This window comes from Bacillus sp. JJ675 (assembly GCF_036963165.1).
Taxonomy (GTDB): Bacteria; Bacillota; Bacilli; order Bacillales; family Bacillaceae; genus Bacillus; species Bacillus glycinifermentans.
The window spans coordinates 1-22,794 of the sequence record NZ_JBALMR010000031.1 but is presented as its reverse complement, the minus strand read 5'-3'; the positions used below and the strand labels follow the sequence as shown (position 1 = coordinate 22,794).

The window sequence follows — 22,794 nt, the reverse complement described above, 5'->3', positions numbered from 1 at the left end:
AAAAATGAATCATTTTATAGACGATGAAATTCCCAACGGCGATTTAAATCAAACATTGCGCTCTTTTGTAGATGCAAAGGACCATCTGCATTTCAGCGAACTTGTTTTTTACCATTACTTTAGTTTCGGCGGCACAGATACGGATAAAGCAGAAACGCTTGGAGCAGGGATCGAACTGCTGATACTTTCGTTTGACATCTTCGATGATTTAGAGGATGAAGACAGTCCGGATGAGCCTTGGATGAGGATGAACCGCGCGGTCGCTCTGAACGCGGCGACAGCCCTTTACACACTTAGCATCAAAGTGATCAGTTGTGTTTCAAATGAGCCAGTATTTTTACATAAATTGATGGAATATACGCTTCAATCGATGCAGGGACAGCATGATGATCTGAGCAATCGGCCTGCAACCGAAGATGAGTGTCTCGACATGATTAAACGCAAATCGGGCTCCCTGACGGCTCTTCCGTGCGTTTTGGGAACGATGCTGGCCACGGGCGAATTCAATCCGACGGTCGAAGAATACGCCTGCCAGTTGGGAATTGCAGCACAGATCGAAAACGATTATAAAGCCCTTTTTTATAATTCAAAAAGCGACATCGCCAAAAAGAAGCGGACGCTCGCTTACTTATATTTGACAAGAAAATTTAATCAGGCGTCAATTGATTTGTTAAATATATTTGAAGATGAGGATAAATTTACCGATATAGAAATAAAATGCTACAAAGAAAAGTTAAAGGCAGCAGGCGTCACTCAGTATATGTATGTCATGAACCAGCTCGCTATTCAGAAATTTAAAAAGGGGATAGCGGGGTTGGAATTGGAAGAGATAAAAAAACAGCGTTTGACTTCGTTTGTCTTGAAGATATTTGGAAAGGAGTATTAGAATGTGCAGGAGATCGTAAACTTTTTAGTTCAACATCCAGAGGTTTTAGAACAGGTTATTAATGGGAATGCTTGTCTATTAGGATTGGATATAGATCAATTAATGAGTATCATTGATGGATTTAAATTATTGGAATCATCAATTGGAAGGCCGGTTCCGTTTTGGAGAAGTTTTTAAAATGAAATTCCCCTTGAAAATTGTATCAATTATACTGATCTGTCTTAGTTTTATCTATAGTTGTTACGTCGTATATATATGTTATAACAATTTATTTGTAGGTGCATATTTAAAGTACAATTCTGACAATCAACTTGTGGTTGACTATATACAAGAGGATTCACTAGCGGATTACACAGGTTTAAAAGCTGGAGATATTATTCTTAAAGTTAATAATGAAAAGCCGTCTAAGGACGTGCCAAAGAATAATATACTAGCTAATGTTAGTTCCCTTTCGATTGAGAGGAACGGACAAATTATCACAACTGATACAAGAGACACCATCATTAGCTATGATATCTTATTTACTGTTTTAATCCCGGTGGTGTTTTATTTATTATGCTTGTTTTGTGTTATTTTAATTTTAAAATCTAAAAAGACCAAAAAACAAACGTCTTCATTTTTATTAATCCTATTTTTGCTTACTATATCGATTGCCTATGTAAGTGCAGGAGGAACTTCAAGGGGTAATGTGTTTAGTAGGTATGTAAATTTGTTAACCTTTATATCAATTCCAATCAATTACTTGCACTTTTTATATCAATATTTTAAAGAGATAGGCAAAAAATTATGTAGTAATAAGGTGTTTTTCTTTTATTTACTGCCGCTTTTTAATCTAGTTCTTGAGATTTTAAGTAGTACTTTTGAAAAACTTAAAGACCCTATTCCGTATATTAATTTGTATTCATTCTTCATAGGACTAGTATTAGTGATATTTGTTTTTGTTTACGGCTTGGTTAAACATAAAAATACAGAGCAAACTTATTTTTTGAAAATGCTCATGCTTGGCAACTTTTTTGCCGTCTTTCCTTTTATTGCATTTTATCTCGTCCCGGTTTTAGTCATTGATGATTTTATTTATTCTGCAGCAGTAGTTGCTCCCTTTCTATTAATTATTCCTTTTACATTAGTTTACCAATTTATATCAAACAAAATTTATGACGTGGAATTTTTGATAGGAAGGTTAAAATATTATGGACTGCTTGCAATTATCCCAACTATCATCATGATTTCTACCATAAAGCTAATGAGATTTCAGGAAGGAGACTACTATGATGCAAGATTGGCAATCTATATTTATCTTGTGATCCTAGGCGTTTTCTATCTTAAAGAAATCTTGGACTATCGCTTCCGTCTGAAGCGGTTCTCGGAGAAATTCAATTATCAAGACAGCATTTTTAAGTTTACGCAAACGATCCGTACCTTCACATCCTTAAACCAAGTTTTGCTGGAATTAAAACAAACAATTTTAGATGTACTGATTGTCAGTCAGGCGCATGTACTGAAAGTAAAAAACAACGGAACGATATCTTTTCTCGAGGGAGAAACGGAAGAATACCCGTGGATTCCGTATGAAAAAGAAGTCGCCAAGGTCATCACCGAAATCGGCAAAATCGTCGAAGTCGACCGCGGGTTTCTCATTAAAATCGGTGAACGGGGCGGGACGTCTTATGTCATGTTGTGCCTGTCGATTTTAAATACGCCTAGGCTGACCCGTGATGAGATTTCGTGGCTTGAGACGCTGGCATTTTATACGAGCGTTTCCTTGGAAAACGTTCTGAAGATCGGCGAGCTGATGGAACATCTTGAGAATGTGAAAAAAGAAGGGCCGAATCCGGCATGGCTGAATAAGCTGATGTTTGCGATCGAGGAGAAGCAGAGGTCCGATTTGGCGAGGGATTTACACGATTCGGTGCTTCAGGATATGATTTCTTTGAAGCATCAAAGCGAGATGTTTCTTGCCGATTTTGAAAAAGATAAAGTGTGCACGGCCGAAATTGAGCAAAGGCTCGTCAATATGAATGAGCAAATGTCGAATGTGATCCAGATGACGAGGGAGACGTGCCAGGAGCTGAGACCGCAGCTGTTGTACGATCTCGGCCTCGTTAAAGCACTCTCCAAACTGGCGGCGCAGCATCAGGAATCCTCTTCGATTCGGATCAGATTAAACACGGAAAGGTTTTCAAAAGTGCTTGATCTCGATACACAGTTGAATCTGTACAGAATCGTCCAGGAACTTTTGAGCAACGCAGTGAAACATTCGAAGGCGCATGAGGTTTTGGTTATGCTCGTTTGCATTAAGGAAAAAGTCGTGCTCCATTATGAAGATGACGGCATCGGTTTTGATCAGGACAAGCTTTATCAAAACAGCTCCAGTATGGGGCTGTCGGGAATTCGCGAGCGCGTCCGCGCATTGAACGGTAAACTGGACATTAAAACAGCAGAGGGAAAAGGATTCAAGGTCATCATTGAAATGGAATTGTAATGTTTAGTAAAGGAATTTTGCTTGTCATCTGCCAAGTTTTTTCTATAAAATGGTGTTAGGTGAACGGAAAAGGGAGGAAATTATGAGAAGATTACTTGTGATCGATGATCATCCGGCTGTCATGGAGGGGACAAAGGCAATTCTTGAAACGAATCAGGATTTTCTTGTCGATTGCCTCAGTCCGGAAGCCAGCGAACAATTTCTGACTAAACATGATTTTTCTGCATATGACCTGATCTTAATGGATTTGAATCTGGGCGAAATCAACGGAATGGACCTCTCCAAGAAAATCCTTGAGACCTGTTCATCATGCAAAATTATCGTTTATACCGGATACGAAGTAGAAGATTATTTTGAAGAAGCGATTCGTTCCGGCATGCATGGTGCGATCAGCAAAACAGAGTCAAAGGAAAAGATTATTGAGTACATATATCAGGTGTTGGATAATAAAATCGTCGTCGATTATGATTACTTAAAAGATCTGATCACCAAGCAAAAAACAAAATCAAGCAGCCAAGAGACCCAGCATGACGTATTGACTGAAAGAGAACGCCTGATCTTAAAAGAGGTCGAAAAAGGCTATACGAATCAGGAGATTGCCGATGCGCTGCATCTGAGCAAACGTTCGATCGAATACAGCCTGACTTCCGTATTTAACAAACTGAATGTCGGATCACGTACGGAAGCTGTATTGATCGCAAAATCCGAAGGCGTACTTTAAGGAAAGGAGAACTTGTCCAGTGGAGACGAAACATACGCTTCTTGAAGCGCTTGGCATTGAAGTGACGGAATGCAATAAAGAACGCTGCGTTGCTGTCATGCCTGTTGATGAAAGGACGCGCCAGCCGTTTGGCTTTCTTCACGGAGGGGCATCTGTCGCACTGGCCGAAACGGTGGCCAGCATCGGAGCATATCAGCACATCGATCCAAAGCGGCAGGCCTGTTTCGGGCTTGAGATTAACGCCAACCATATCAAATCCATCAAGGAAGGGACTGTTAAAGCGGTCGCAACCCCGCTTCATGTCGGAAGATCCACGATGGTATTCCACATTGACATCCGCGATGAAGAGGATCGGCTCATTTCCGTGTCTCGATGCACCATGGCGGTCGTCCAGCATTCCTCCTCATCATAACCATTTCATCAAAAAAACTCGCCCGTTTCGGCGAGTTTTCTTTATAAATAAGAGTCTTCTTTCTTTTTGATGACGAAATTTCTGTATCCTTCGTAATCATCCTGGACGCTTTTCTCTTCCATTTTCACCCCTGAATTGTAAGCGGCACGTGCGATCAAATGGGCGCCTACGGGAGACGTCAGGAAGACAAAGACGATACCGAGCAGCACCTTTGCCGCGATGATGCCGTGGAGGAACCAGAAGTAAAAAAAGACGCCGAGCAGAACGCTGATAATGCCTAATGTCGCACCTTTTGAAGCGGCGTGGATTCTCGAATAGACGTCAGGGAGCCTTAACGTTCCAAATGACGCGGCAAGGGAGATCAGCGCCCCTAAAAGAATGAAAACGGCAATGACAATTTTAGCGGCTTCGATCATTTTCAATAATCTCTCCTTTCTCAAGGAATTTTGAAAATGCAACAGTTCCGATAAATGCTAAAATGCCGATCAGCAAGATAACCTCTAAAAATGTGGACGTATTTAAAAGAATCGAGACGAGAGCCGTAATACCGATCAGATTGATGCCGATCGCATCAAGCGCCACCACTCTGTCAGGGATGCTCGGTCCTTTGATCACCCTGATGACGTATAAAAAAGTGGAGATCGCCAGGATGCCGAGCGAGAGCTGGAGAATGAATTCAAACATCAGCGGCTTACCTCCTTAATGGCCTCTTCAAACGAATGCCGAATGTCGTAGATGGCTTTTTCGGCATCGTCTATATCGACCGCATGTATATAAAGAATCGAACGGTCATCTGAAATATCGATAACCAATGTGCCGGGCGTCAGCGTAATCAGGTTCGCCAAGGTCGTAATTTCCCAGTCTGCTTTCAGGTCTGTTTTAAAAGCGAAGATCCCCGGCTTATTTTTCAGCTTCGGCGCCAGGATCGTCTTCAGCACGCTGAGATTGGCGAGCAGCAGTTCTTTGATGAAAATCAAGAGAAGCATGATGATCGCCCAAATGTTCAGGACGTAAAAACGGCGCGGAAAGAAGCGTCTCAGTAAAAAGAGCGAGAATAATCCCATCGCGTAGCCGGTGATAAAGCCGACGGCGGTTGGATCATTGTTCAGAAACATCCAGCACAATGCAAGAATAACATTCAGCAAGATTTGTAATGCCATGCGATCTACTCCTTCAAAACGGCTTCAATGTATTTTTCAGGGTGAATCAGCGTATCGGCTGCCTGATGAAAGTACGGAGCGACGAACTCGGTGCCGATTCCGACCGCGAGTGACAGAAAGAGCAGGATCGCTGCCGGATAAATGAAGCCTTTCACCGATCTGTTTCGCGAAGCGTCTTTCCGTTCTTCCCCCCAAAACCCGTATATAAATATTTTCATGACGGAATATAAGACAAGCAGACTTGATAACAGCATCAGCAGGGTGATGACGAACTCTCCGCTGATAAAGCCGCCTTCGGCAATTTTCAGCTTTCCGATAAAGCCGCTGAAGGGCGGAATTCCGGCTAATGAAACGGCAGAAATCATGAACATCCAGCCGAGGGCAGGATGGGTTTTCATATAGCCGCTCATTTTTTTCAGGCTGTTCGTTCCGGCCAGCGCAAACAGCGCCCCGCACAGCATAAACAACGCTCCCTTAATGATCATGTCGTGTATCAGATAATAGATGGATCCCTCGATGGAAGCGGGCGTATTGGCGGCGATGCCGAACAGAATCACCCCGACCGCTGTCACGATATTGTAGATGATGATTTTTTGGACGTCCCAATAGGCGATTGACCCGATAACGCCAAATATGATCGTGAGCGCCGCAAGCCAGACCATCAGCTGATGGGTATATCCGGCGTTTTGCGTGAAAATCAGCGTGAACACGCGGGCGATCGCATACATTCCGACTTTGGTGAGCAGCGCCCCGAACAAAGCGGAAACGGCCGCAGGCGGCGCATAATAAGAGCCGGGCATCCAAAAATAAAGCGGGAAAATCCCGCCTTTCAATCCAAAGACGATGAGAAACAGCACGGCGATAACGGTGATCAGCCCGGCGTGTCCGGATTCGCTGATCCGCACGCTGAGGTCCGCCATGTTTAATGTGCCCGTCACGGCGTATAGATAAGCGACTCCGATCACGAATAAAGCGGAAGAAATAATATTAAATACGATATATTTCAATGATTCTCTCAGCTGGATCTTCGTGCCGCCGATGACGATTAAAACGTATGAAGCCATTAAAAGAACTTCGAAGAACACGAACAGGTTGAACAAATCCCCCGTTAAAAAAGCTCCGCTTACACCGGCCAGCAGAAATTGGACAGCCGGATAATAAAAGAAACGTTCCCGTTTTTCCCCGATTGAACGAAACGAATACAAGACGGTCGCGAATCCGATGATCGCAGTCGTCAATGCGAGAATGCTGGCGAATTGATCGGCGACAAGGATGATCCCGAACGGAGGCTTCCACCCGCCAAGATACAAGGTTTGTATCCCGTCCGTGAATACGGTCTGAACGAGCAAGGCCGCCGCTGCCACGGCTGCAAGGGAAGAGACGGCGCTGAAGGCGCGCATCAGCTTGATCGATTTGTTCATAAAGATTAGCAAAACCGCGGCCAATAAAGGAATCAATATTGGCAGAATGACAAGGTTATTCATGTTGATCATTTCCCCTCATTTGTTCCATATCGTCCATTTTCAGCTCCTGGTAGGCGCGGAAGGCCATGACCAAAAGGAAAGACGTGACGCCGAAGGCGATGACGATCGCCGTCAGAATAAGAGCCTGAGGGATCGGATCGACATAAGACGCTGTATCGTTTTTTAAAATCGGAGGAGCACCCTTTTTTAATCCTCCCATCGTCAACAAAAGGAGGTGTACGCCGTGGCTGAGAACGGCCGTTCCGATGATCACCCTCAGAAGGCTTTTTGACAGCATTAAATAAGTCGCTGCCGTGAACAATATTCCTACAATAAACGCCATTAAAATCTCCATTATTCTCTCTCTCCAATCGTCTGAATAATGGTCATCGTCACTCCGACCACTACGAGGTATACGCCGGTGTCAAACAGCACGGCGGTGGCGAGCTCCGTTTTCCCGAGAAGCGGAAGGTGAAAATAGCCGAACGCATGCGAGAGAAACTGAGCGCCGAATACAAACGACCCGATCCCAGTGCAGACGGAGATGAATAAGCCTGTTGCAGCCACATAAATAAAATTGATAGGCAGGATGTTCTTCACCGTTTTCAAATCATAGGCAAGCAGGAGCAGCACGAAGGAAGAAGACGTCATCAGCCCTGCGATAAAGCCGCCTCCCGGATTGTTATGGCCTGCAAAAAACAGGTGGAATGAAAAGAGCAAAATGATAAAGCAGGCGACCTTTGTAACGGTCTGCAAAATCACATCGTTTGTCTGCTGTTTATTCAATGCTCTTCTCCTCCCTTCTCCATTCTGAGCCTGATCATTCCGTATATGCCAAGCGCGGCGATGACAAGCACGGTAATTTCAAATAATGTATCAAATCCCCTGAAATCAACCAGCACCACGTTGACGATATTGTGGCCGCCGGCTAGCTTATAGCTGTTTTCAATAAAATAAGACGAAATGCTTTCAAGGGAGCGCTGGCTGTTTGAAGCTAAAGCAAGCAGCGTCACGACAGCTCCGACGCCAATCGAAACGAGTGCATTCGTGATCCTGAATGTTTTCGTTTTCGGTTTGAAGTTGAGCTTCGGCAGATGATAGAAGCACAGCAGGAACAGCGCCACTGAAATCGTTTCGATAATCAGCTGCGTCAGCGCCAGATCGGGCGCTCTGAAAATTACAAAGAACAAAGCGAGCGTATAGCCGATGACACCGAGTGCGATAATCGCCGTCAGCCTTGATCTCGCAAAAACCGTTCCAAAAGTGGCGGCAATCATGACCGCTGACAAAACGAGCTCATAAACGCCGATTGAAGCGGTCCCTTTCACGCTGTAGGAAAAGCCTCCCGTCAGCACAAGCGTACCGCCGACTGCGATAATGAAGAATGCAAAAATGTATACGAGGTAATCCCGAAGGAAACCCGTCATGTACGTCCGTGTGGCTTTGTTGGAGCCCTTTTCAAGCCCGTAGAGGGAACGGTCGTACAAGTTGTTCAGCGTCAGCTTATCAGGAAACAGGCTATAGACCTTCCTCCATTTGCCAAGGGTTCGATAAGCGAGAACACCGAGCACCGCAACTCCGATCGTCATAAAGAGCTCAGGCGAAAAACCGTGCCATATCGAAATATGGACCTTGAATTTTTCATCCCCGTCCAAAAGGCTCGGCATAATTGAAGCAGCCGCAGGCTCAATGATCGTATAAGACAGAATGTTCGGGAAAAAGAAAAAGATCACAGCCAGAGACACGAGGATGATCGGCGAAATCAGCATGCCGAGCGGAGCTTCGTGCGCTTTTTTCTCAAGCTTTTCAGGCTGATATTTCCCCCCGAATGTCTGAAACAGCAACACCATGCTGTAAATAAACGTAAACACACTGCCCGTCCAAGCAAGCACAGGGAACAAAAAGCTCCACGTATCAGCGCTGAACAGGTTGAAGTCAGTGATTCTAAGCATGCTCGTAAAAAACATTTCCTTGCTCAAAAACCCGTTAAACGGAGGCAATCCCGCCATCGAAAACGCGCCGATCAGCGAAATGGTAAAGGTGATCGGCATGATCGTCATTAAACCGCCGAGCCTGCGGATATCCCGCGTTCCGGTTTCATGGTCGATGATTCCGACCGCCATGAAAAGGCTGCCTTTAAAAGTGGCATGGTTGATCAAATGAAAGACGGCGGCAATGACCGCGACCAAATAATAATTAAACTGCTCAAAGTGCAAAGCCGCCGCCCCGACGCCGAGCATTGACATGATCATTCCGAGCTGGCTGACGGTGGAGAATGCGAGAATCGCTTTTAAATCCGTCTGTTTGACGGCATTGAATGAACCCCAGAAAAGCGTAATGATCCCGGTCAAAGATACGATCCAAAACCACTCTCCCGAAAAAGCGAAAACGGGCGTGAATCTTGCCACCAAATAGATGCCCGCTTTGACCATCGTCGCCGAATGCAAATAAGCGCTGACCGGCGTCGGTGCTTCCATCGCATCCGGAAGCCAGATATAAAAAGGAAATTGAGCCGATTTTGTAAAAGCTCCGATCAAAATCAGCACGAGAGCCGGCAGGAAAAAGCCGCTCGCCGATATGGCGTCAACCTGGCTGATCATTTCCCTGATGCTGAATGAACCCGTGATGATATAGAGCAGGATGAATCCTCCAAGCAGCGAAAGGCCGCCGAAAATCGTGATCAGCATCGATTTTGTCGCGCCATAACGCGACTTTTCCCGCTTGTGCCAATAGCCGATAAGCAGGAAAGAAGAGATACTGGTCAATTCCCAAAATAAATAAAGTACAATGACGTTATCAACAAGTACGACGCCGAGCATCGCTCCCATAAACATGAGCAGATAAACGTAAAACGGCCCGAGCTGTTCCTTTTCCTTGGACAGATAATAAATGCTGTACAGAACAACCAGTGCCCCGATCCCCGTAATCAGGAGGGCAAACAGGAGTCCCAGACCATCGACATAGGCGGTAAAATTAATGCCGAAGGAAGGAATCCATTCCAAAGTTGCTTTTAACGTCCCGCCATGTGAAGTCATGCCGATCATACGGAAAAAATAAACGAATAATAAAACAGGCAGAATAAGAACAAACCAGCCCGTATGAATCTTGCGGACATATTTCGCCAACAGCGGAATCAAGAAGGCGAGTACTAAAGGCGCTACTATTGCAATATGTAAAGACGTCATCATTAACCTCCTTTTGATAGCTTATATACATACATTTTGTTCCATACGATCATTTTCAAACGTGCTGTACTTTTTTAGAGCTGGCGACCTAGACAAATTATAACTCAATTTTTGGACGGCTGCATGACCGCGAAGGATCAAGGTTTTATGGGGTCTTATGAACTTGAAAACAATTTTATCAAAAAATAAGGCATTTGTATAATACATTTTTTTTTGAACAAACTATTCGAAAGGTGATAAAAGATGAGAACAAAAGCTTTTGCCAGCCTCGGTTTGTTTTGCTCGATGTTTGCGGGAGCGTTTATCATCAACAGGGAAATGCCCATTGAAAACGATCCGGAAGCAGGGGCGGAAGAAGAGCGGACGTCTGAAGGCGATTTCGCCCCGATGCAGACGGAAAGCGGTATGGAAAAAGAAAACGCTCCTTTTAAACCGAGGGAATATATCAGAGTTGTAAAACGCTGAAAACAAAAAAAGGAATCCGATCGTATCGATCAGACTCCTTTTTGTTTGTTATGATGTGAAAAATCTCAATAAAATGGTTGCCATAATAACCGTGGATGCGCCTCCGAGACGCGTAGAGATTTGTGCGAACGGCATGAGGCCCATTCTTCCTGAAGCCGAAAGGATGGCGACGTCCCCGGTTCCGCCAAGACCGCTGTGGCAGCCTGTTACGATCGCTGATTCGACAGGATACATGTTCATCAATTTTCCGACAAAGTACCCTGAAGTGACCATTGCGATAACGACGGATGCACAGACGATAACGAAGCGAACAGAGATGACTGCTGCAACGTCATCAAGCGGGATATAAAGAATGCCAAGTCCGACCATCAGCGGCCAAGTAAAGCTTGATGACATGAATTTGTAAAGCTGGTGAGCGCCTTTTTCCATGCTGGCCGGCAGCAGTTTCGCATACTTCACTGCAGCCGCTGCAATGATCATTAAAATCGCCCCTGGAATCGCGATGAATTTCGAAACCAGGCCGCCGAAAATGAAGAACGTACAAGCGATCAGAACGCCCGCGCCCATTAATTTCAAATCAATTTTAGGCTCTTCTTCTTTTTGGTTGAAAATTTCATCGTCTTTTTTCGATTTGACAAGCCGTCCGTTTCCGTTTAGCTCAGGACGCTTTTCGCCAAGTTTTTTCATCAATCCTGCCGCGATGATCGCCACGACGTTTCCGATAATCGCAGCCGGAATGAGCTGTGAAACAAAGACATCGGTAGATTGTCCCAAAATATGCGAATAGGCGAGAGACAGCGGCAAGATTCCTTCGCCGATACCGCCGGCAATAATCGGTACGATAATAAAGAAGAAAGATTCATAAGGGCTGTAGCCTAGTATTAAGCCGACGAGTATTCCGGCAGCGACGGCGGCGATAGTACCGGCCAAAAGCGGCACGAACATTCTCATAAAGCCTTGAATTAAAATCGTGCGGTGCATGCCCAAAATGCTTCCGGCAACTAAACAAGCGATATAAAAATACAGAAAGTTAGACGTTTTCATTAGTGTTGTAACCGCATCCAAAGACGCCGGGTTGAGCACTTTATAAAAGACTAAAAATGAAGGAACGAACAATGAAAGAATCGCAGGTCCGCCGATATCTTTTAAAATCGGAATCCGCTGGCCGATATCTCCGAGCACGACTCCCAAAATCATGATGATGGCGAATCCGCCGAGCATATCGTTAGGCAGCTGGTTAAAATAAGCTGATAGAAAAATAATGATGGATAATGCCAGATAAAGCGGAAACGGAATGACGCCGATCTTCCAATGAATCAATTTTTGAAATGCATTTTTATGTTCTTTTTGATCGGTTGTAATCGGTTTCAAATTCTTTGCTGCTTCCATGAAAAACACCCCCACATTTGTATGGTTACAATTGTAGAAGAAAAGTGTATTTTTTGTGTATTTTTAAATTAAAATAAGTGATTGATAATTAAATTAAAGAGAAAAAAGACCCCTTAAGAGAGCGCTTTCCTTCAAAACTCTCTATTTTATAGGTCTTTTGGATCAAAATGAAAACCCTTTCTCTGTTTTTTGATTTAGGAGACGGAGCTTTTTAAATCAGCGGATTAAAAAATCCCCCGGAGGTGTACTCGGGAGATTGAGGTCTATTTTACGCTTGCCAGTGAGCCTAAAATGTCCCCCATTTTTACTTTCAATGAGGGACAGAGGGTGCCGACCGGGATAAAAGTATCTTTTTCAAACAGCAAAATAACGGTCGAGCCGAATGAAAAGTAGGCGATTTCTTCGCCTTGCCGCCAGTTTTTCGCCTCCTGCAGCATGACGATCGAATTAATGTACATCGCTCCGACTTTTACGAGAAGGGCTGATCCGTATTGATGCCTGATTTCAGAAATCATCCGGTAATTTTTCGTCAGCGGCGACTTGCCGTATGTCAACCCTGTCTTGTTAACAGGGTATGAAGAGCTGCCGAGCGAATATTGCGTTTCGAGCGTGCCATCCGCCGGGCTGTGGATTCTATGATAGTCCCGTGGACTCAAATAGATGATGATATAGGTTCCGCCTAAATAGCGGTTTGCGATTGCATCATTGCCGATCATTTCCTCTAATGAATAAGGTTTATGTTTGACGATAAACTGTTTATCTGCGGAGACTGTGCCCATTTCTTCTATGACTCCGTCAACCGGGCTGATCAGGCAGTCCGGGACCGAAGGAATAGGGCGGGCTCCGTTTTTCAGCCTTCTGATGAACAGCTCGTGCAAACTGTTAAAAGAGCTGACATCCTCGAGCATTTCTTCCGTATTGATTTGGAAGGTTTTCATATACGGGCGGATCAGCGGTTTGCTGAGTTTTGACTGAGCAAATTTTTTCAATGCCCGGGACACGCCCTTTTTATTTGTCAATTCTATCAAACATCGGTAAAGCCGCTTTTTCAAGCTGTTCACTCCTTCTGCATCATCCGGGAAGCTATTAAATTACGCCGATTGTGTACCCGATCGTGATAAAGACGAGACACCAAATAAAAGCTCCTGAACCGGCAAAGGTCAGAAACTTTTTCATTTTCATTTCGTTCATCCCCGAGAGATAGCATGTCACATGGCGGATGCCCGGAATGAAATAGCCGAAAACGATCGTCCACGGTCCGTATTTGTCGAACCAGCGGCGGACGGTTTCCAGCCTTTTCGGGGTCAGGCCTATCCATTTTCCGAACTTGTCTAAAAGCGGTTTGCCGATTTTCTTGCCTAAAAAATAGCTGATGACCATTCCTGATAAAGCGCCTGAAAAGCTGATCACAATGGCTAAACCGTAATGTAGAATATGAATGGAAGACAGGTATCCCACAAATGTCATCATCACTTCGTCGGGAATCGGCAGCCCGATAATTCCGAGGACGAGCATGCCGAAAATCGCAAAATACCCGTACTGGGAAATCAATTCTTTTGCTACATCCATTAAACCCTAGCTCACTTTCTTCAATAAATTTTTCCCTTTTAGGCTGATGACTTTGATCCTGCTGACCATGAGATAGGACAGGAATAAGGTGATCATAATGAACATCTTTTTGCCAAGGATATCAAATAAAAGGTTCAGGATCACGAGAATTGTGCCGGCCGCAGTAATCGGCAGTCCTGTGAAATATTCCTGCTCCCCTTGAATATTGAAGCGGGCGAGCCGAAGGGCTCCGCAGACAGGGAACAAGAGTGTTGAAGGGAGGCCCATCAGCGGCGCATCGTGAAAAATAACAGAATATGTAATAATGGCCGGAGCAATGCCAAACGTAATAATATCGGCCAATGAGTCCAGTTCTTTTCCGAACGGAGTGACGGCATTCAGTTTTCGGGCGGCCATGCCGTCAAGCATATCAAAAATGGCGCCGATCAAAACACATAGAATCGCCAATAATAAATACCCTCTGAACGCCAATAGCAAGGCCGATAATCCCGAAACAAAGTTTCCAATCGTAATCAAAGAAGGTATGATCGTTTTTTTCAATTGATTTCGCATCCTTTAAATAAAACCGTTTTATATTCAAATTAAACAATATTACATTTTATATCATTTGTTCAGCCTCTGCAATAAACAGACAGTAACCAGACTTTTTCATCATACCATAAAAGTGGTAAAAACATGGGTTTTGCTTAAAAAATTTTAGGTTTTATTAAGGGAATTGGCGAAAAAAGAATAAGAGAACACAATGTTCTCTTATTCGGGTTTTATTTGTCATCGTTTTCCTTTTATATACGGAATTCCGTTTGCCTTCGGCGCGTCCGCCCTGCCGATAAAGCCCGCAAGTGCGAGGATCGTCAGGACGTAAGGCGCAATCAGCATGTAGACATTCGGTATTTCTTTAAACAGAGGGAGCATGGAGCCGATGATGCTCAAGCTTTGTGCGAAACCGAAAAACAAGGCTGCCCCGAGGGCGCCGATCGGATGCCATTTTCCGAACACGAGCGCAGCGAGGGCGATGAAGCCCTGTCCCGTGATGGTGGCGTGCGAAAAATCAAGCGTGACCGTTGACGCATATACCCCGCCGCCCAAACCGCCGAAAAGGCCGCTGATAAAACCGCTGATGTATCTGATTTTGTAAACATTCACGCCCATCGTATCAGCGGCCATCGGATGTTCGCCGACAGAGCGTATCCGCAGGCCGAACGGTATTTTAAACAAAACGAACCATGAAACGCCGGCGAGTACAATCGCCAAAATCGACGTGAAATAAACATCTGAGAACAAAATATCGCCGACTACCGGTATACTGCTTAAACCGGGGATATCCGTTTTGTAAAAAGGTTCGGGGATTTTATCCGTTTGGGCTTTTCCGTAGATCAGCTTTACGAAAAACAGCGTGCTGCCGAGCGCCAGCATGTTGATGGCAACTCCGCTGACCGTCTGATCGGCCCTGAATGAAATCGAAGCGCCGGCGTGAATCAGGGAGAAAAGCCCGCCTGCGGCCATTGCGGCGGCAAGCCCCAGCCACGGCGTAAAAGCCCCGAACTGCTGGGCGAAAAACAAATTGAAGATCACGGCCGTAAACGCTCCGACGATCATCAAGCCTTCAAGCCCGATGTTTACGACCCCGGATCTTTCGGAAAAGACGCCTCCGAGAGCGGTTAAAATAAGCGGCGCAGAATAGACGAGCGTAGCCGGAACGATAATGCCGAGTATTTGCAGGATATCCACTTATTTTCCCCCCTTGCTGCCCAGTTTTTGAATCATGAGGCGGATGATGTAATGCGATGCGACAAATAAAATAATGATGGCGATGACAATATCCACGACTTCGGTCGGAACGCCGGCTTCGATCGGCATGTTCAGAGCGCCGACTTTTAATCCCCCGAGCAGGCAAGCCGCGAGTACGACGCCAAGCGCCGTATTTCCGCCGAGAAGGGCGACGGCAATTCCATCAAAGCCGACCCCTGTAAAAGATCCCTTTACTGAGGCGTATTCAAACGTTCCGAGACCTTCCATCGCTCCCGCCATACCGGCAAATGCACCGGAAATCACCATCGCCGTGACCACGTTTTTCTTTACGCTCATGCCCGCATATTGTGATGCATGCTGGTTTAAACCGACGGCGCGCAGTTCAAAGCCTTTTGTCGTTTTTTGAATGATGATCCACATGATGACAGCTGCGAGGAGGGCGATGACGATTCCCCAATGAAGCCTTGAAAAATCGGTAATTCTCTCAAGAAAGTCCGATCTGAGTGACGCCGTTTCGGAAATCTTTTCCGTTTTATCCTTATGATCTGTCATGACGTACATGATCAAATAGTTGGTGACGTGCAGCGCGATATAGTTCATCATGATCGTCACGATCACTTCATGTACGTAAAAGCGCGCTTTTAAAAAGCCGGGAATGAATCCCCACAGAGCGCCCGCAAGCGCGGCGGCGCAGACGGCGAGCGGAAGGTGGATGAACATCGGCGCTTCGACGGCGGTCCCGATCCAAACGGCTGCCGTCCATCCCGCAAGCAGCTGTCCCTCGACGCCGATGTTGAATAATCCCGTCCGAAAAGCGAACGCTACGGCAAGGCCTGATAAGATGTAAGGGGTAATCTGTCTGACGGTTTCGCCGATATAATAGGTTTCCCCAAAGATGCCGTTCCAAAGGGCGGAATATCCGCTCATGACGTCATATCCGCTCAGAAGCATGATGACGGCTCCGGCGAGCAATCCGAGAATAATGGCTGTGAGCGGTATGAGTAAAGACGATAATCGTTTATACATTTGCTTCTTTCCCCGCTTCCTTTTTCTTGCTTCCGGCCATCAGGAGGCCAAGCTCCTGTTCAGTCGCGTCTTTTGGATTGACTTCAGCGATGATGCTGCCTTCAAATATGACGGCGATTCTGTCACTCACATTCAGGATTTCATCCAATTCGAATGAAAGAAGGAGCACCGCTTTTCCTGCGTCCCGCTGTTCAATCAGACGCTTATGAACGAATTCGATCGCACCGACATCAAGGCCCCTTGTCGGCTGGGCGGCAATTAAAAGATCGGGTCCGCGGTCCACTTCGCGGCCGATGATCGCTTTTTGCTGATTTCCGCCCGACAGCGCCCTGGCCGGCGTGTATTCATCAGGCGTGCGCACGTCAAATTCGCCGATGATCTGTCTTGCTTTTTGATAGATTTCTTTTTGGTTCAGCAGGCCGAATTTGGAGAAAGGGCGTTTGTAATAGCTTTGCAGGACGATGTTTTCGCCGATCGGAAAATCGAGAACGAGGCCGTGTTTGTGCCGGTCCTGCGGGATATGCCCGACGCCTGCTTCCGTGATGCGCCGCGGCGTCAGGTTCTGGATTTCTTTTCCGTTTAAGGAGATGGTGCCGGCATGTGTTTTCTTCAGACCTGTAATCGCTTCAATCAGCTCTGTCTGCCCGTTTCCGTCAACTCCGGCAATGCCGACGATTTCCCCGGCTGCGACCGATAAATTGAGCCGTTTGACGGCTTCGATGCCGCGCTTGTCTTTGACAGTCAAATCTTTGATCAACAGGACTTTGCCCTTCGGTTCAGCTTCCTTCTTGGCGGTTGTAAAAGAGACGTCCCGTCCGACCATCAGGCTTGCGAGCTCATCCTTATTCGTGTCTTTGACATTGAGGGTTTTGATGCCTTTTCCCTTTCTGATAATCGTGACCTTTTCAGCAACCTCCATGATCTCCTTCAGCTTATGGGTGATCAAAATAATCGATTTGCCCTCGTTTACAAGGTTTTTCATGATTTGAATCAGTTCTTTGATTTCCTGAGGCGTCAAGACTGCAGTCGGTTCATCGAAAATGAGAATGTCGGCGCCGCGGTATAAGGTTTTCAATATTTCCACGCGCTGCTGCATTCCGACCGACATGTCCGACACCTTTGCTTCCGGATCGACTTTCAGCCCGTAAGTTTCGGAAAGCTCGCGCACCTTTTGGACGGCACGTTTTTTGTCGATCATGCCGAATCTTTTCGGCTCTTTTCCAATGATGATGTTTTCGGCTGCGGTAAATGTGTCGACAAGCATGAAATGCTGATGGACCATGCCGATTCCAAGGTCGTTGGCGATGTTGGGGCTGGTGATCTTCACCGTTTTGCCGCGCACCTTGATTTCGCCTTTTTCAGGCTGGTACAAACCGAAAAGCACGTTCATCAAAGTCGATTTCCCTGCGCCATTTTCGCCGAGGAGCGCATGAATTTCGCCTTTTTTTACTTGCAGGGTAATATGGTCATTGGCGACGATACCTGGGAATTCCTTGCGTATGTTTAGCATTTCAATGACATATTCCACGGTTCAGGTCCGCTCCTTTGTTTTAAGATCAGCATAAGAAAAGCTGCATGACTGCAGCTCCTTTAGGCTTCGGCAAAGCCGTCCGCCTGCTATGAACATTGTTTTTGAGCAACGTTATATCTTGAAGTTTTTTAGCTCTTTGCGGGAAGAAGGTACTTTGACCTTGCCGTCGATGATTTTTTGTTTCCATTCGTCGATGGCTTTGATTGTGTCTTCTGAGAGGTTATCGGTTGTCGGAGCGATGCCTACGCCGTCTTCCTTAAGGCCGTACGTGATCGTTTTGCCGCCCGGAAAATCGCCTTTGCTTGCTTTTTCAGTCAAGTCTTGAACGGCAACATCAACCTTTTTGATCATAGAGGTCAGCGTGACATTTAAGTCGGTTCCTTCGACCTGTCCTTCTGTGTGTTGGTCTTTATCGACGCCGATAACCCAGACGCTGCGGTTTTTATCTTCTTTTTTCAGATTTTTTGCTTCGGTGAATACGCCGTTTCCGGTTCCTCCGGCTGCATGGTAAATGACATCGATACCCGATTTGTACATGCTTTCAGCCGTAGCTTTTCCAAGATCGGCTTTATCGAAGGCCCCCGTGTATTTGACCTGTACGGTCGCTTTTGGATCAGCGGCCTGTACGCCCGCGCGGAATCCGGCTTCGAACTTTTCGATCAATTCCGACTCCATTCCGCCGACAAAACCGATCTTTTTCGATTTGCTTGATAAAGCTGCGGCAACCCCGACGAGGAATGAGCCTTCATTCTCGTTGAATGTGATGCTTGCCACATTATCTTTTTTCACGACGGCGTCAATGATAGCAAAGTGGCTGTCAGGACGCTGTTCGGCGATTTCGGTGACGGCATCCTCCATCAGGTAGCCGACGCCGTAAATGAGGCTGAATTTTTCGCGTGCCAGCTTGTTGAGATTTGTCGTATAGTCAGCATCTGATTTCGATTGCAGATAGTCGTACCCGTTTTTGCCTTTTTCCATGTTATGGGCTTTTCCAAAAGCCTGAATCCCTTCCCATGAGGATTGGTTAAAAGATTTATCATCTACCCCTCCGACATCCGTTACCATTGCGACCGTAAAATCGTCTTTTTTCTTCTCGGCACCAGTTTTATTTCCGCCTGCTCCGCATGCGGTCAAGATTGCACCTGCGGCCACGACAAGCGAAAGAGCCAGTCCAGCTTTGCGCTTATTCAAGAAATAACCCCCCAATTTTGTATTGATCGGCTCCGGAATACATATTTATCTGCGGGAGGACCAATGTCTCACCATCCCCGATAAATGCCGGCATATCATCTGTACCGGTCCCGATTTTTAGGTAATAAGACATCTGTCTTATTTCACAATCAGCCAATCAATCATAAATTTATCACTTTGTTCAGAATAAATAAATAGAAAATTCCCTGAATTTCAAAAAACACTTCAATTTTGAAATTTCACCTGACACGATCTGAACTATTTTGTATATCGCGGCCCGTGCCGGATCAAGCGGTCTGCCACGTTTTTTCTGCAAAAAAAATCCCCCCTTCAGGCGGAGAAGGGGGGAGGACGGGCCTATAAATACTGGTTAATCACATTTATTTGGCTTGTGTTTAGTTTGTACTGGAAGACGGGTCTTCCGATCGTTCCATAGGCCATTTCAACGTTAAGAACCTCGATTTCTTCGAGAAATTTCAAATACTTCCGGATGGATACCTGGGAGATTTCGGTGTGTTTTGCCAGGTCTTCCGTCGTAAACGTCAGGCTGTCAAACGATTTGATGCTTGACCAGATCAACTTCAAGGTGCTTTTTGTCAGCCCTTTTGGCAGATGGACTTTTTCAGGTGCGCGCTTCTTTTGAAAAAGCTCGAAGTCGAGTTCTTTTTGGCTGATATTCCGGTTGCTTGCATAGATTTGCTGTTTTCGCTTGTAATCGGTGAGGGCGGATTGAAACCGCTCGAATTCAAAAGGTTTAATTAAATAATCGACTGCGCCGAAACGAAGCGTCTTTTGAACAACGTCCATTTCGCTTGCGGCGGAAATGACAATCACATCGACCGCCTGGTTTTGGCGCCTGATTTCTGTTAAGAGCTCAACGCCGTTTCTGCCCGGCATGTAAATGTCAAGCAGGATGAGGTCGACATGGTGCTCCCTCAGGAAAGAGACTGCCTCCTGAAATGAAGCGGCGATCCCCTTCAGATGAAATCCGTCTATTTGGCTGAGATAGCGCTTATTCAGCTCTCCTACCATCGGGTCGTCTTCAACAATTAATACGTCAATCATGGTCTTCCTCCTTAGGTTCGTACGGAATGCGGAGACTGAACGTCGTCCCTTCATTCTTTTCGCTCGTCACGATGATATGTCCGTTTAAATTTTCGAGGCTTTGTTCTACGAAATAAAGTCCGAAGCCCCGGTTGGATCCTTTTGTAGAAAAGCCTTGTTCAAACATTTTCCGCTGGTCTTCTTCAGATATGCCGATCCCGGTATCCGTCACCTCGATATCAAGCTGGCCGTCATGGTATCTGAACGATATCGAGATATTTTTTTTGTCCGAAGCGGAGACGGCATCCAAGGCATTGTTGAGCAGGTTGCCGATGACCGTGATCAGGTCATGGATCACTTCCGTATTCGCCGTATTCGGAATCGTCGTTGAGCAGTTCACTTCCAAAGACGCTCCCTGCTCCCGGATATAGCTCTGCTTGCCGAGCAAAAAGCCCGCAAGTACGGAATTTTTAATATGGTTAATGATTTCACTCGTTTCAGACTGCTGGTAAATCGCAATATCTTTAATATAGTTTCCCAGTTCATCATAGTTCTTTAATTGGACGAGTCCAAGGATGACATGGAGTTTGTTCATGAACTCATGGGATTGCGCTCTCAGTGCATTTGCATACATTTTAACACCTGACAGCTGTTCGGCTAAATGTTTAACCTCCGTTTTGTCGCGGAACGTGGCGATGGCACCGACGATGTTGCCTTTTTTTAAGTGGATCGGCACTTCGTTAAAGACAAGCTCAAGGCCGTTTATTCTGACGTCCCGGTCGTTTAGCGGCTTCTTCGTTTCGATGACTTGCTTCAGCCGGCTGTTTGGGAGAAGAGTGCTTACGTCCTGATCAATCGGGCTTTCGTTGATCCCCATTTTTTTGAACAGCCGTTTTGCTTCAGCGTTGGCCAGCTTGATACTGCCGCTTTGATCGACGGCGAGAATGCCTTCTTTCGTCGATTCAAGCATGGCGCTCCGTTCATTCAGCAGTGTGGCGATTTCGTAAGGCTCCATTCCGAACATGATCGTCTTGACTTTTCTGGCTACGATGACAGCTCCGATGATGCCGGCGCAGATGCTGAGAACGATGACCGTATATAAAGGACGGAGGCTCCGGTTGATAATCTCCTGAATTTCATTGAGGGTGATCCCGACCGCAACAGCTCCGAGCTGTTTACCTTTTTCATTATAAACCGGGACAAAAGCCCTCTGGGATTCGCCGAGCGTGCCTTTTGCCGTGCTGATATGCTGGTGGCCTTTCAATGCTTCGTTTTCGTCTCCGCCTGCAAATTTCTTGCCGATTTTATGAGGATCGGGGTGGGTTTTGCGAATGCTGTTCATATCCATCACAACGACAAAATCCGTTTTGGTGATTTTTTGAACGCGGAGCGTATAGTCCTGAAGTTCTTTGTATGTGCCGCTTTCAAAAGCATACACCGTCAACGGGGATTCAGCGACAAGCTGCGCCGTCTGGAGCGCGATCGTTTGTTCCTGCTCCCGGATGTTCCTTGCCGTTTCAGAGCCGATCATAAAAAAGGTGATCAATAAAGAAATAAATACGACAACACAGACAAATATCGTCAAGCGCGTCTGGAGTGTTAATGTTTTTTTCAATGGCGATTCCTCGCGATCTATTGATAAAGTCAACAATTAATACTTTACAGGCAAATGGCGGATTTGTGAAGAATCCTGCATGTTCCGCCGCTGAAACAGCCGGTTTAGATAAAAATATGGAAAATATTCTTGTCAACAGGTGCTAAAGTCGTACATAATGAATGGTGGAACATATCAGAAAGGGTCTATTTCATGAAAAATACTTATGTAACAGGTTATTTTCCGTTTTTTGCAATATTGCTTTTCAGCTCCTCACTGGCGATTTCAGCCGTTATCTATGCCATGCAGCTTTTGTCAACCTTCGGCATCTACGAAGGAATGCTTGAGTTTTTTTCTGAGAACGGCATCAGGATGGCTTTGTTTGTTGTTTTCGCACTGATTTCTTTTATGGTGTTTTCCGCGCTTAAATTAATCGCCAACACGGTGACAGAGCTTTCCCTTTTATTTTTTGCAAAAGATCCTGAAGGCGCAAACTTGAGGAAGATCAGGATCGGTTCTGTCATCTATCTCGTAGCAGGGCTTTTATCCTTTATTTTTGTCCAATTTCCTGTCGGAATTGCAGCGCTTTTCCTGCTGGCGACGCTTGTTTACTTTATTTTTATCGTCTATGCGATTCACAGCACGCTTTCATTTGGTTCGTTGATCGGCTTTATTATGTTTGAGCTGCTGTTTTGGTTTACGTTTTTCATCGGAACGATTTATCTCATATTTAAGCTGTACAACGGCATTATGGCCAGCCTGCCTGCGTAAGACGGGAGGCATGAAAAAACCGGAGACAGTGATATGCTCCCCTAAAGGTAGACAGATGAAATAAAAAAATCTGTTTGCCTTGGGGGAGTTTTTTCATGGCTGGAAAATGGTTTTCAAAAGAAGAAAAATTGAATATTCTATCAGAATGTGATCAGG

General features: G+C 45.6%; 24 protein-coding genes. 7 read left to right on the top strand and 17 right to left on the bottom strand.

Translation table 11 applies throughout. From position 1 onward, the window contains the following. Positions 1 to 4 precede the first annotated feature (4 nt). The 5 genes from V7126_RS08935 (at position 5) to V7126_RS08915 (ending at position 4,501) form a co-directional block, all read left to right on the top strand. A complete protein-coding gene (locus V7126_RS08935) occupies positions 5 to 886 on the top strand; it encodes a polyprenyl synthetase family protein (protein ID WP_175077268.1) in 882 nt (293 codons plus the stop codon). 3 nt (positions 887 to 889) lie between these two features. Then, positions 890 to 1,063 carry a competence pheromone ComX gene (comX, locus tag V7126_RS08930; protein ID WP_175077267.1) on the top strand — a complete coding sequence of 58 codons (174 nt, stop codon included), beginning with the start codon at positions 890 to 892 and terminating at the stop codon, positions 1,061 to 1,063. Position 1,064: 1 nt separating this feature from the next. After that, positions 1,065 to 3,368, top strand: a complete 2,304-nt coding sequence (locus V7126_RS08925) for an ATP-binding protein (protein ID WP_175077266.1) — start codon at positions 1,065 to 1,067, stop codon at positions 3,366 to 3,368. 82 nt (positions 3,369 to 3,450) lie between these two features. Beyond that, entirely contained in the window at positions 3,451 to 4,089 is a 639-nt protein-coding gene (locus V7126_RS08920; RefSeq protein WP_046131689.1) for a response regulator transcription factor, read from the top strand. A 19-nt stretch (positions 4,090 to 4,108) separates the two neighbouring features. Next, entirely contained in the window at positions 4,109 to 4,501 is a 393-nt protein-coding gene (locus V7126_RS08915) for a hotdog fold thioesterase (RefSeq protein WP_046131688.1), read from the top strand. A 41-nt stretch (positions 4,502 to 4,542) separates the two neighbouring features. On the opposite strand, the gene mnhG is transcribed toward V7126_RS08915, so the two are convergent. The 7 genes from mnhG to V7126_RS08880 are packed head-to-tail and all read right to left on the bottom strand — an operon-like array spanning position 4,543 to position 10,309. Beyond that, the gene (mnhG, locus tag V7126_RS08910; protein ID WP_046131687.1) at positions 4,543 to 4,917 is read right to left on the bottom strand and encodes a monovalent cation/H(+) antiporter subunit G; all 375 of its coding nucleotides are present in this window, start codon (positions 4,915 to 4,917) and stop codon (positions 4,543 to 4,545) included. Further along, positions 4,901 to 5,185 carry a Na(+)/H(+) antiporter subunit F1 gene (locus V7126_RS08905; RefSeq protein ID WP_046131686.1) on the bottom strand — a complete coding sequence of 95 codons (285 nt, stop codon included), beginning with the start codon at positions 5,183 to 5,185 and terminating at the stop codon, positions 4,901 to 4,903. The genes mnhG and V7126_RS08905 overlap by 17 nt, the downstream gene beginning before the upstream one ends. Next, a complete protein-coding gene (locus tag V7126_RS08900; RefSeq protein ID WP_046131685.1) occupies positions 5,185 to 5,661 on the bottom strand; it encodes a Na+/H+ antiporter subunit E in 477 nt (158 codons plus the stop codon). Before V7126_RS08900 ends, V7126_RS08905 begins: the two co-directional genes overlap by 1 nt. Before the next feature lie 5 nt (positions 5,662 to 5,666). Beyond that, the gene (locus tag V7126_RS08895; protein WP_046131684.1) at positions 5,667 to 7,145 is read right to left on the bottom strand and encodes a Na+/H+ antiporter subunit D; all 1,479 of its coding nucleotides are present in this window, start codon (positions 7,143 to 7,145) and stop codon (positions 5,667 to 5,669) included. Continuing rightward, entirely contained in the window at positions 7,138 to 7,479 is a 342-nt protein-coding gene (locus V7126_RS08890) for a Na(+)/H(+) antiporter subunit C (RefSeq protein ID WP_046131683.1), read from the bottom strand. The genes V7126_RS08895 and V7126_RS08890 overlap by 8 nt, the downstream gene beginning before the upstream one ends. Further along, positions 7,479 to 7,910, bottom strand: coding sequence for a Na(+)/H(+) antiporter subunit B (locus tag V7126_RS08885; RefSeq protein WP_046131682.1), 432 nt, complete (start codon positions 7,908 to 7,910; stop codon positions 7,479 to 7,481). Before V7126_RS08885 ends, V7126_RS08890 begins: the two co-directional genes overlap by 1 nt. After that, entirely contained in the window at positions 7,907 to 10,309 is a 2,403-nt protein-coding gene (locus V7126_RS08880) for a Na+/H+ antiporter subunit A (protein WP_046131681.1), read from the bottom strand. Before V7126_RS08880 ends, V7126_RS08885 begins: the two co-directional genes overlap by 4 nt. Positions 10,310 to 10,552: 243 nt before the next feature. Here V7126_RS08880 and V7126_RS08875 point away from each other — a divergent pair, with 243 nt between their 5' ends. Continuing rightward, the gene (locus V7126_RS08875; protein ID WP_046131680.1) at positions 10,553 to 10,774 is read left to right on the top strand and encodes a hypothetical protein; all 222 of its coding nucleotides are present in this window, start codon (positions 10,553 to 10,555) and stop codon (positions 10,772 to 10,774) included. Between the two features lie 48 nt (positions 10,775 to 10,822). Here V7126_RS08875 and V7126_RS08870 read toward each other — a convergent pair whose 3' ends face one another. The 10 genes from V7126_RS08870 to malK form a co-directional block, all read right to left on the bottom strand. Next, entirely contained in the window at positions 10,823 to 12,163 is a 1,341-nt protein-coding gene (locus tag V7126_RS08870; RefSeq protein WP_046131679.1) for a 2-hydroxycarboxylate transporter family protein, read from the bottom strand. A 263-nt stretch (positions 12,164 to 12,426) separates the two neighbouring features. Further along, complete coding sequence (locus V7126_RS08865; RefSeq protein ID WP_175077265.1) at positions 12,427 to 13,215, bottom strand: phosphatidylserine decarboxylase; 789 nt, start codon at positions 13,213 to 13,215, stop codon at positions 12,427 to 12,429. A gap of 34 nt (positions 13,216 to 13,249) precedes the next feature. Next, complete coding sequence (locus V7126_RS08860) at positions 13,250 to 13,732, bottom strand: DedA family protein (RefSeq protein WP_175077264.1); 483 nt, start codon at positions 13,730 to 13,732, stop codon at positions 13,250 to 13,252. Positions 13,733 to 13,738: 6 nt separating this feature from the next. After that, positions 13,739 to 14,272: a CDP-diacylglycerol--serine O-phosphatidyltransferase gene (pssA, locus tag V7126_RS08855; protein WP_046131676.1), complete on the bottom strand. Its 534-nt coding sequence runs from the start codon at positions 14,270 to 14,272 to the stop codon at positions 13,739 to 13,741. A 228-nt stretch (positions 14,273 to 14,500) separates the two neighbouring features. Continuing rightward, a complete protein-coding gene (locus tag V7126_RS08850; protein ID WP_175077263.1) occupies positions 14,501 to 15,460 on the bottom strand; it encodes an ABC transporter permease in 960 nt (319 codons plus the stop codon). Further along, positions 15,461 to 16,507 (bottom strand): ABC transporter permease, encoded by a 1,047-nt coding sequence (locus tag V7126_RS08845; protein WP_046131674.1) that lies wholly within the window; start codon positions 16,505 to 16,507, stop codon positions 15,461 to 15,463. After that, complete coding sequence (locus tag V7126_RS08840; protein ID WP_046131673.1) at positions 16,500 to 18,035, bottom strand: ABC transporter ATP-binding protein; 1,536 nt, start codon at positions 18,033 to 18,035, stop codon at positions 16,500 to 16,502. Before V7126_RS08840 ends, V7126_RS08845 begins: the two co-directional genes overlap by 8 nt. 114 nt (positions 18,036 to 18,149) lie before the next feature. Next, on the bottom strand, positions 18,150 to 19,229 hold the full coding sequence (locus tag V7126_RS08835) for a BMP family lipoprotein (RefSeq protein WP_175077262.1): 1,080 nt from the start codon (positions 19,227 to 19,229) through the stop codon (positions 18,150 to 18,152). A 357-nt stretch (positions 19,230 to 19,586) separates the two neighbouring features. After that, the gene (locus V7126_RS08830) at positions 19,587 to 20,294 is read right to left on the bottom strand and encodes a response regulator (protein WP_046131671.1); all 708 of its coding nucleotides are present in this window, start codon (positions 20,292 to 20,294) and stop codon (positions 19,587 to 19,589) included. Continuing rightward, positions 20,287 to 21,888: a malate sensor histidine kinase MalK gene (gene malK / locus V7126_RS08825; protein ID WP_046131670.1), complete on the bottom strand. Its 1,602-nt coding sequence runs from the start codon at positions 21,886 to 21,888 to the stop codon at positions 20,287 to 20,289. The genes V7126_RS08830 and malK overlap by 8 nt, the downstream gene beginning before the upstream one ends. 192 nt (positions 21,889 to 22,080) lie before the next feature. On the opposite strand from malK, the gene V7126_RS08820 reads away from it, so the two are divergent. After that, positions 22,081 to 22,638: a YufK family protein gene (locus V7126_RS08820; protein WP_046131669.1), complete on the top strand. Its 558-nt coding sequence runs from the start codon at positions 22,081 to 22,083 to the stop codon at positions 22,636 to 22,638. The last annotated feature ends 156 nt before the right edge of the window (positions 22,639 to 22,794 follow it).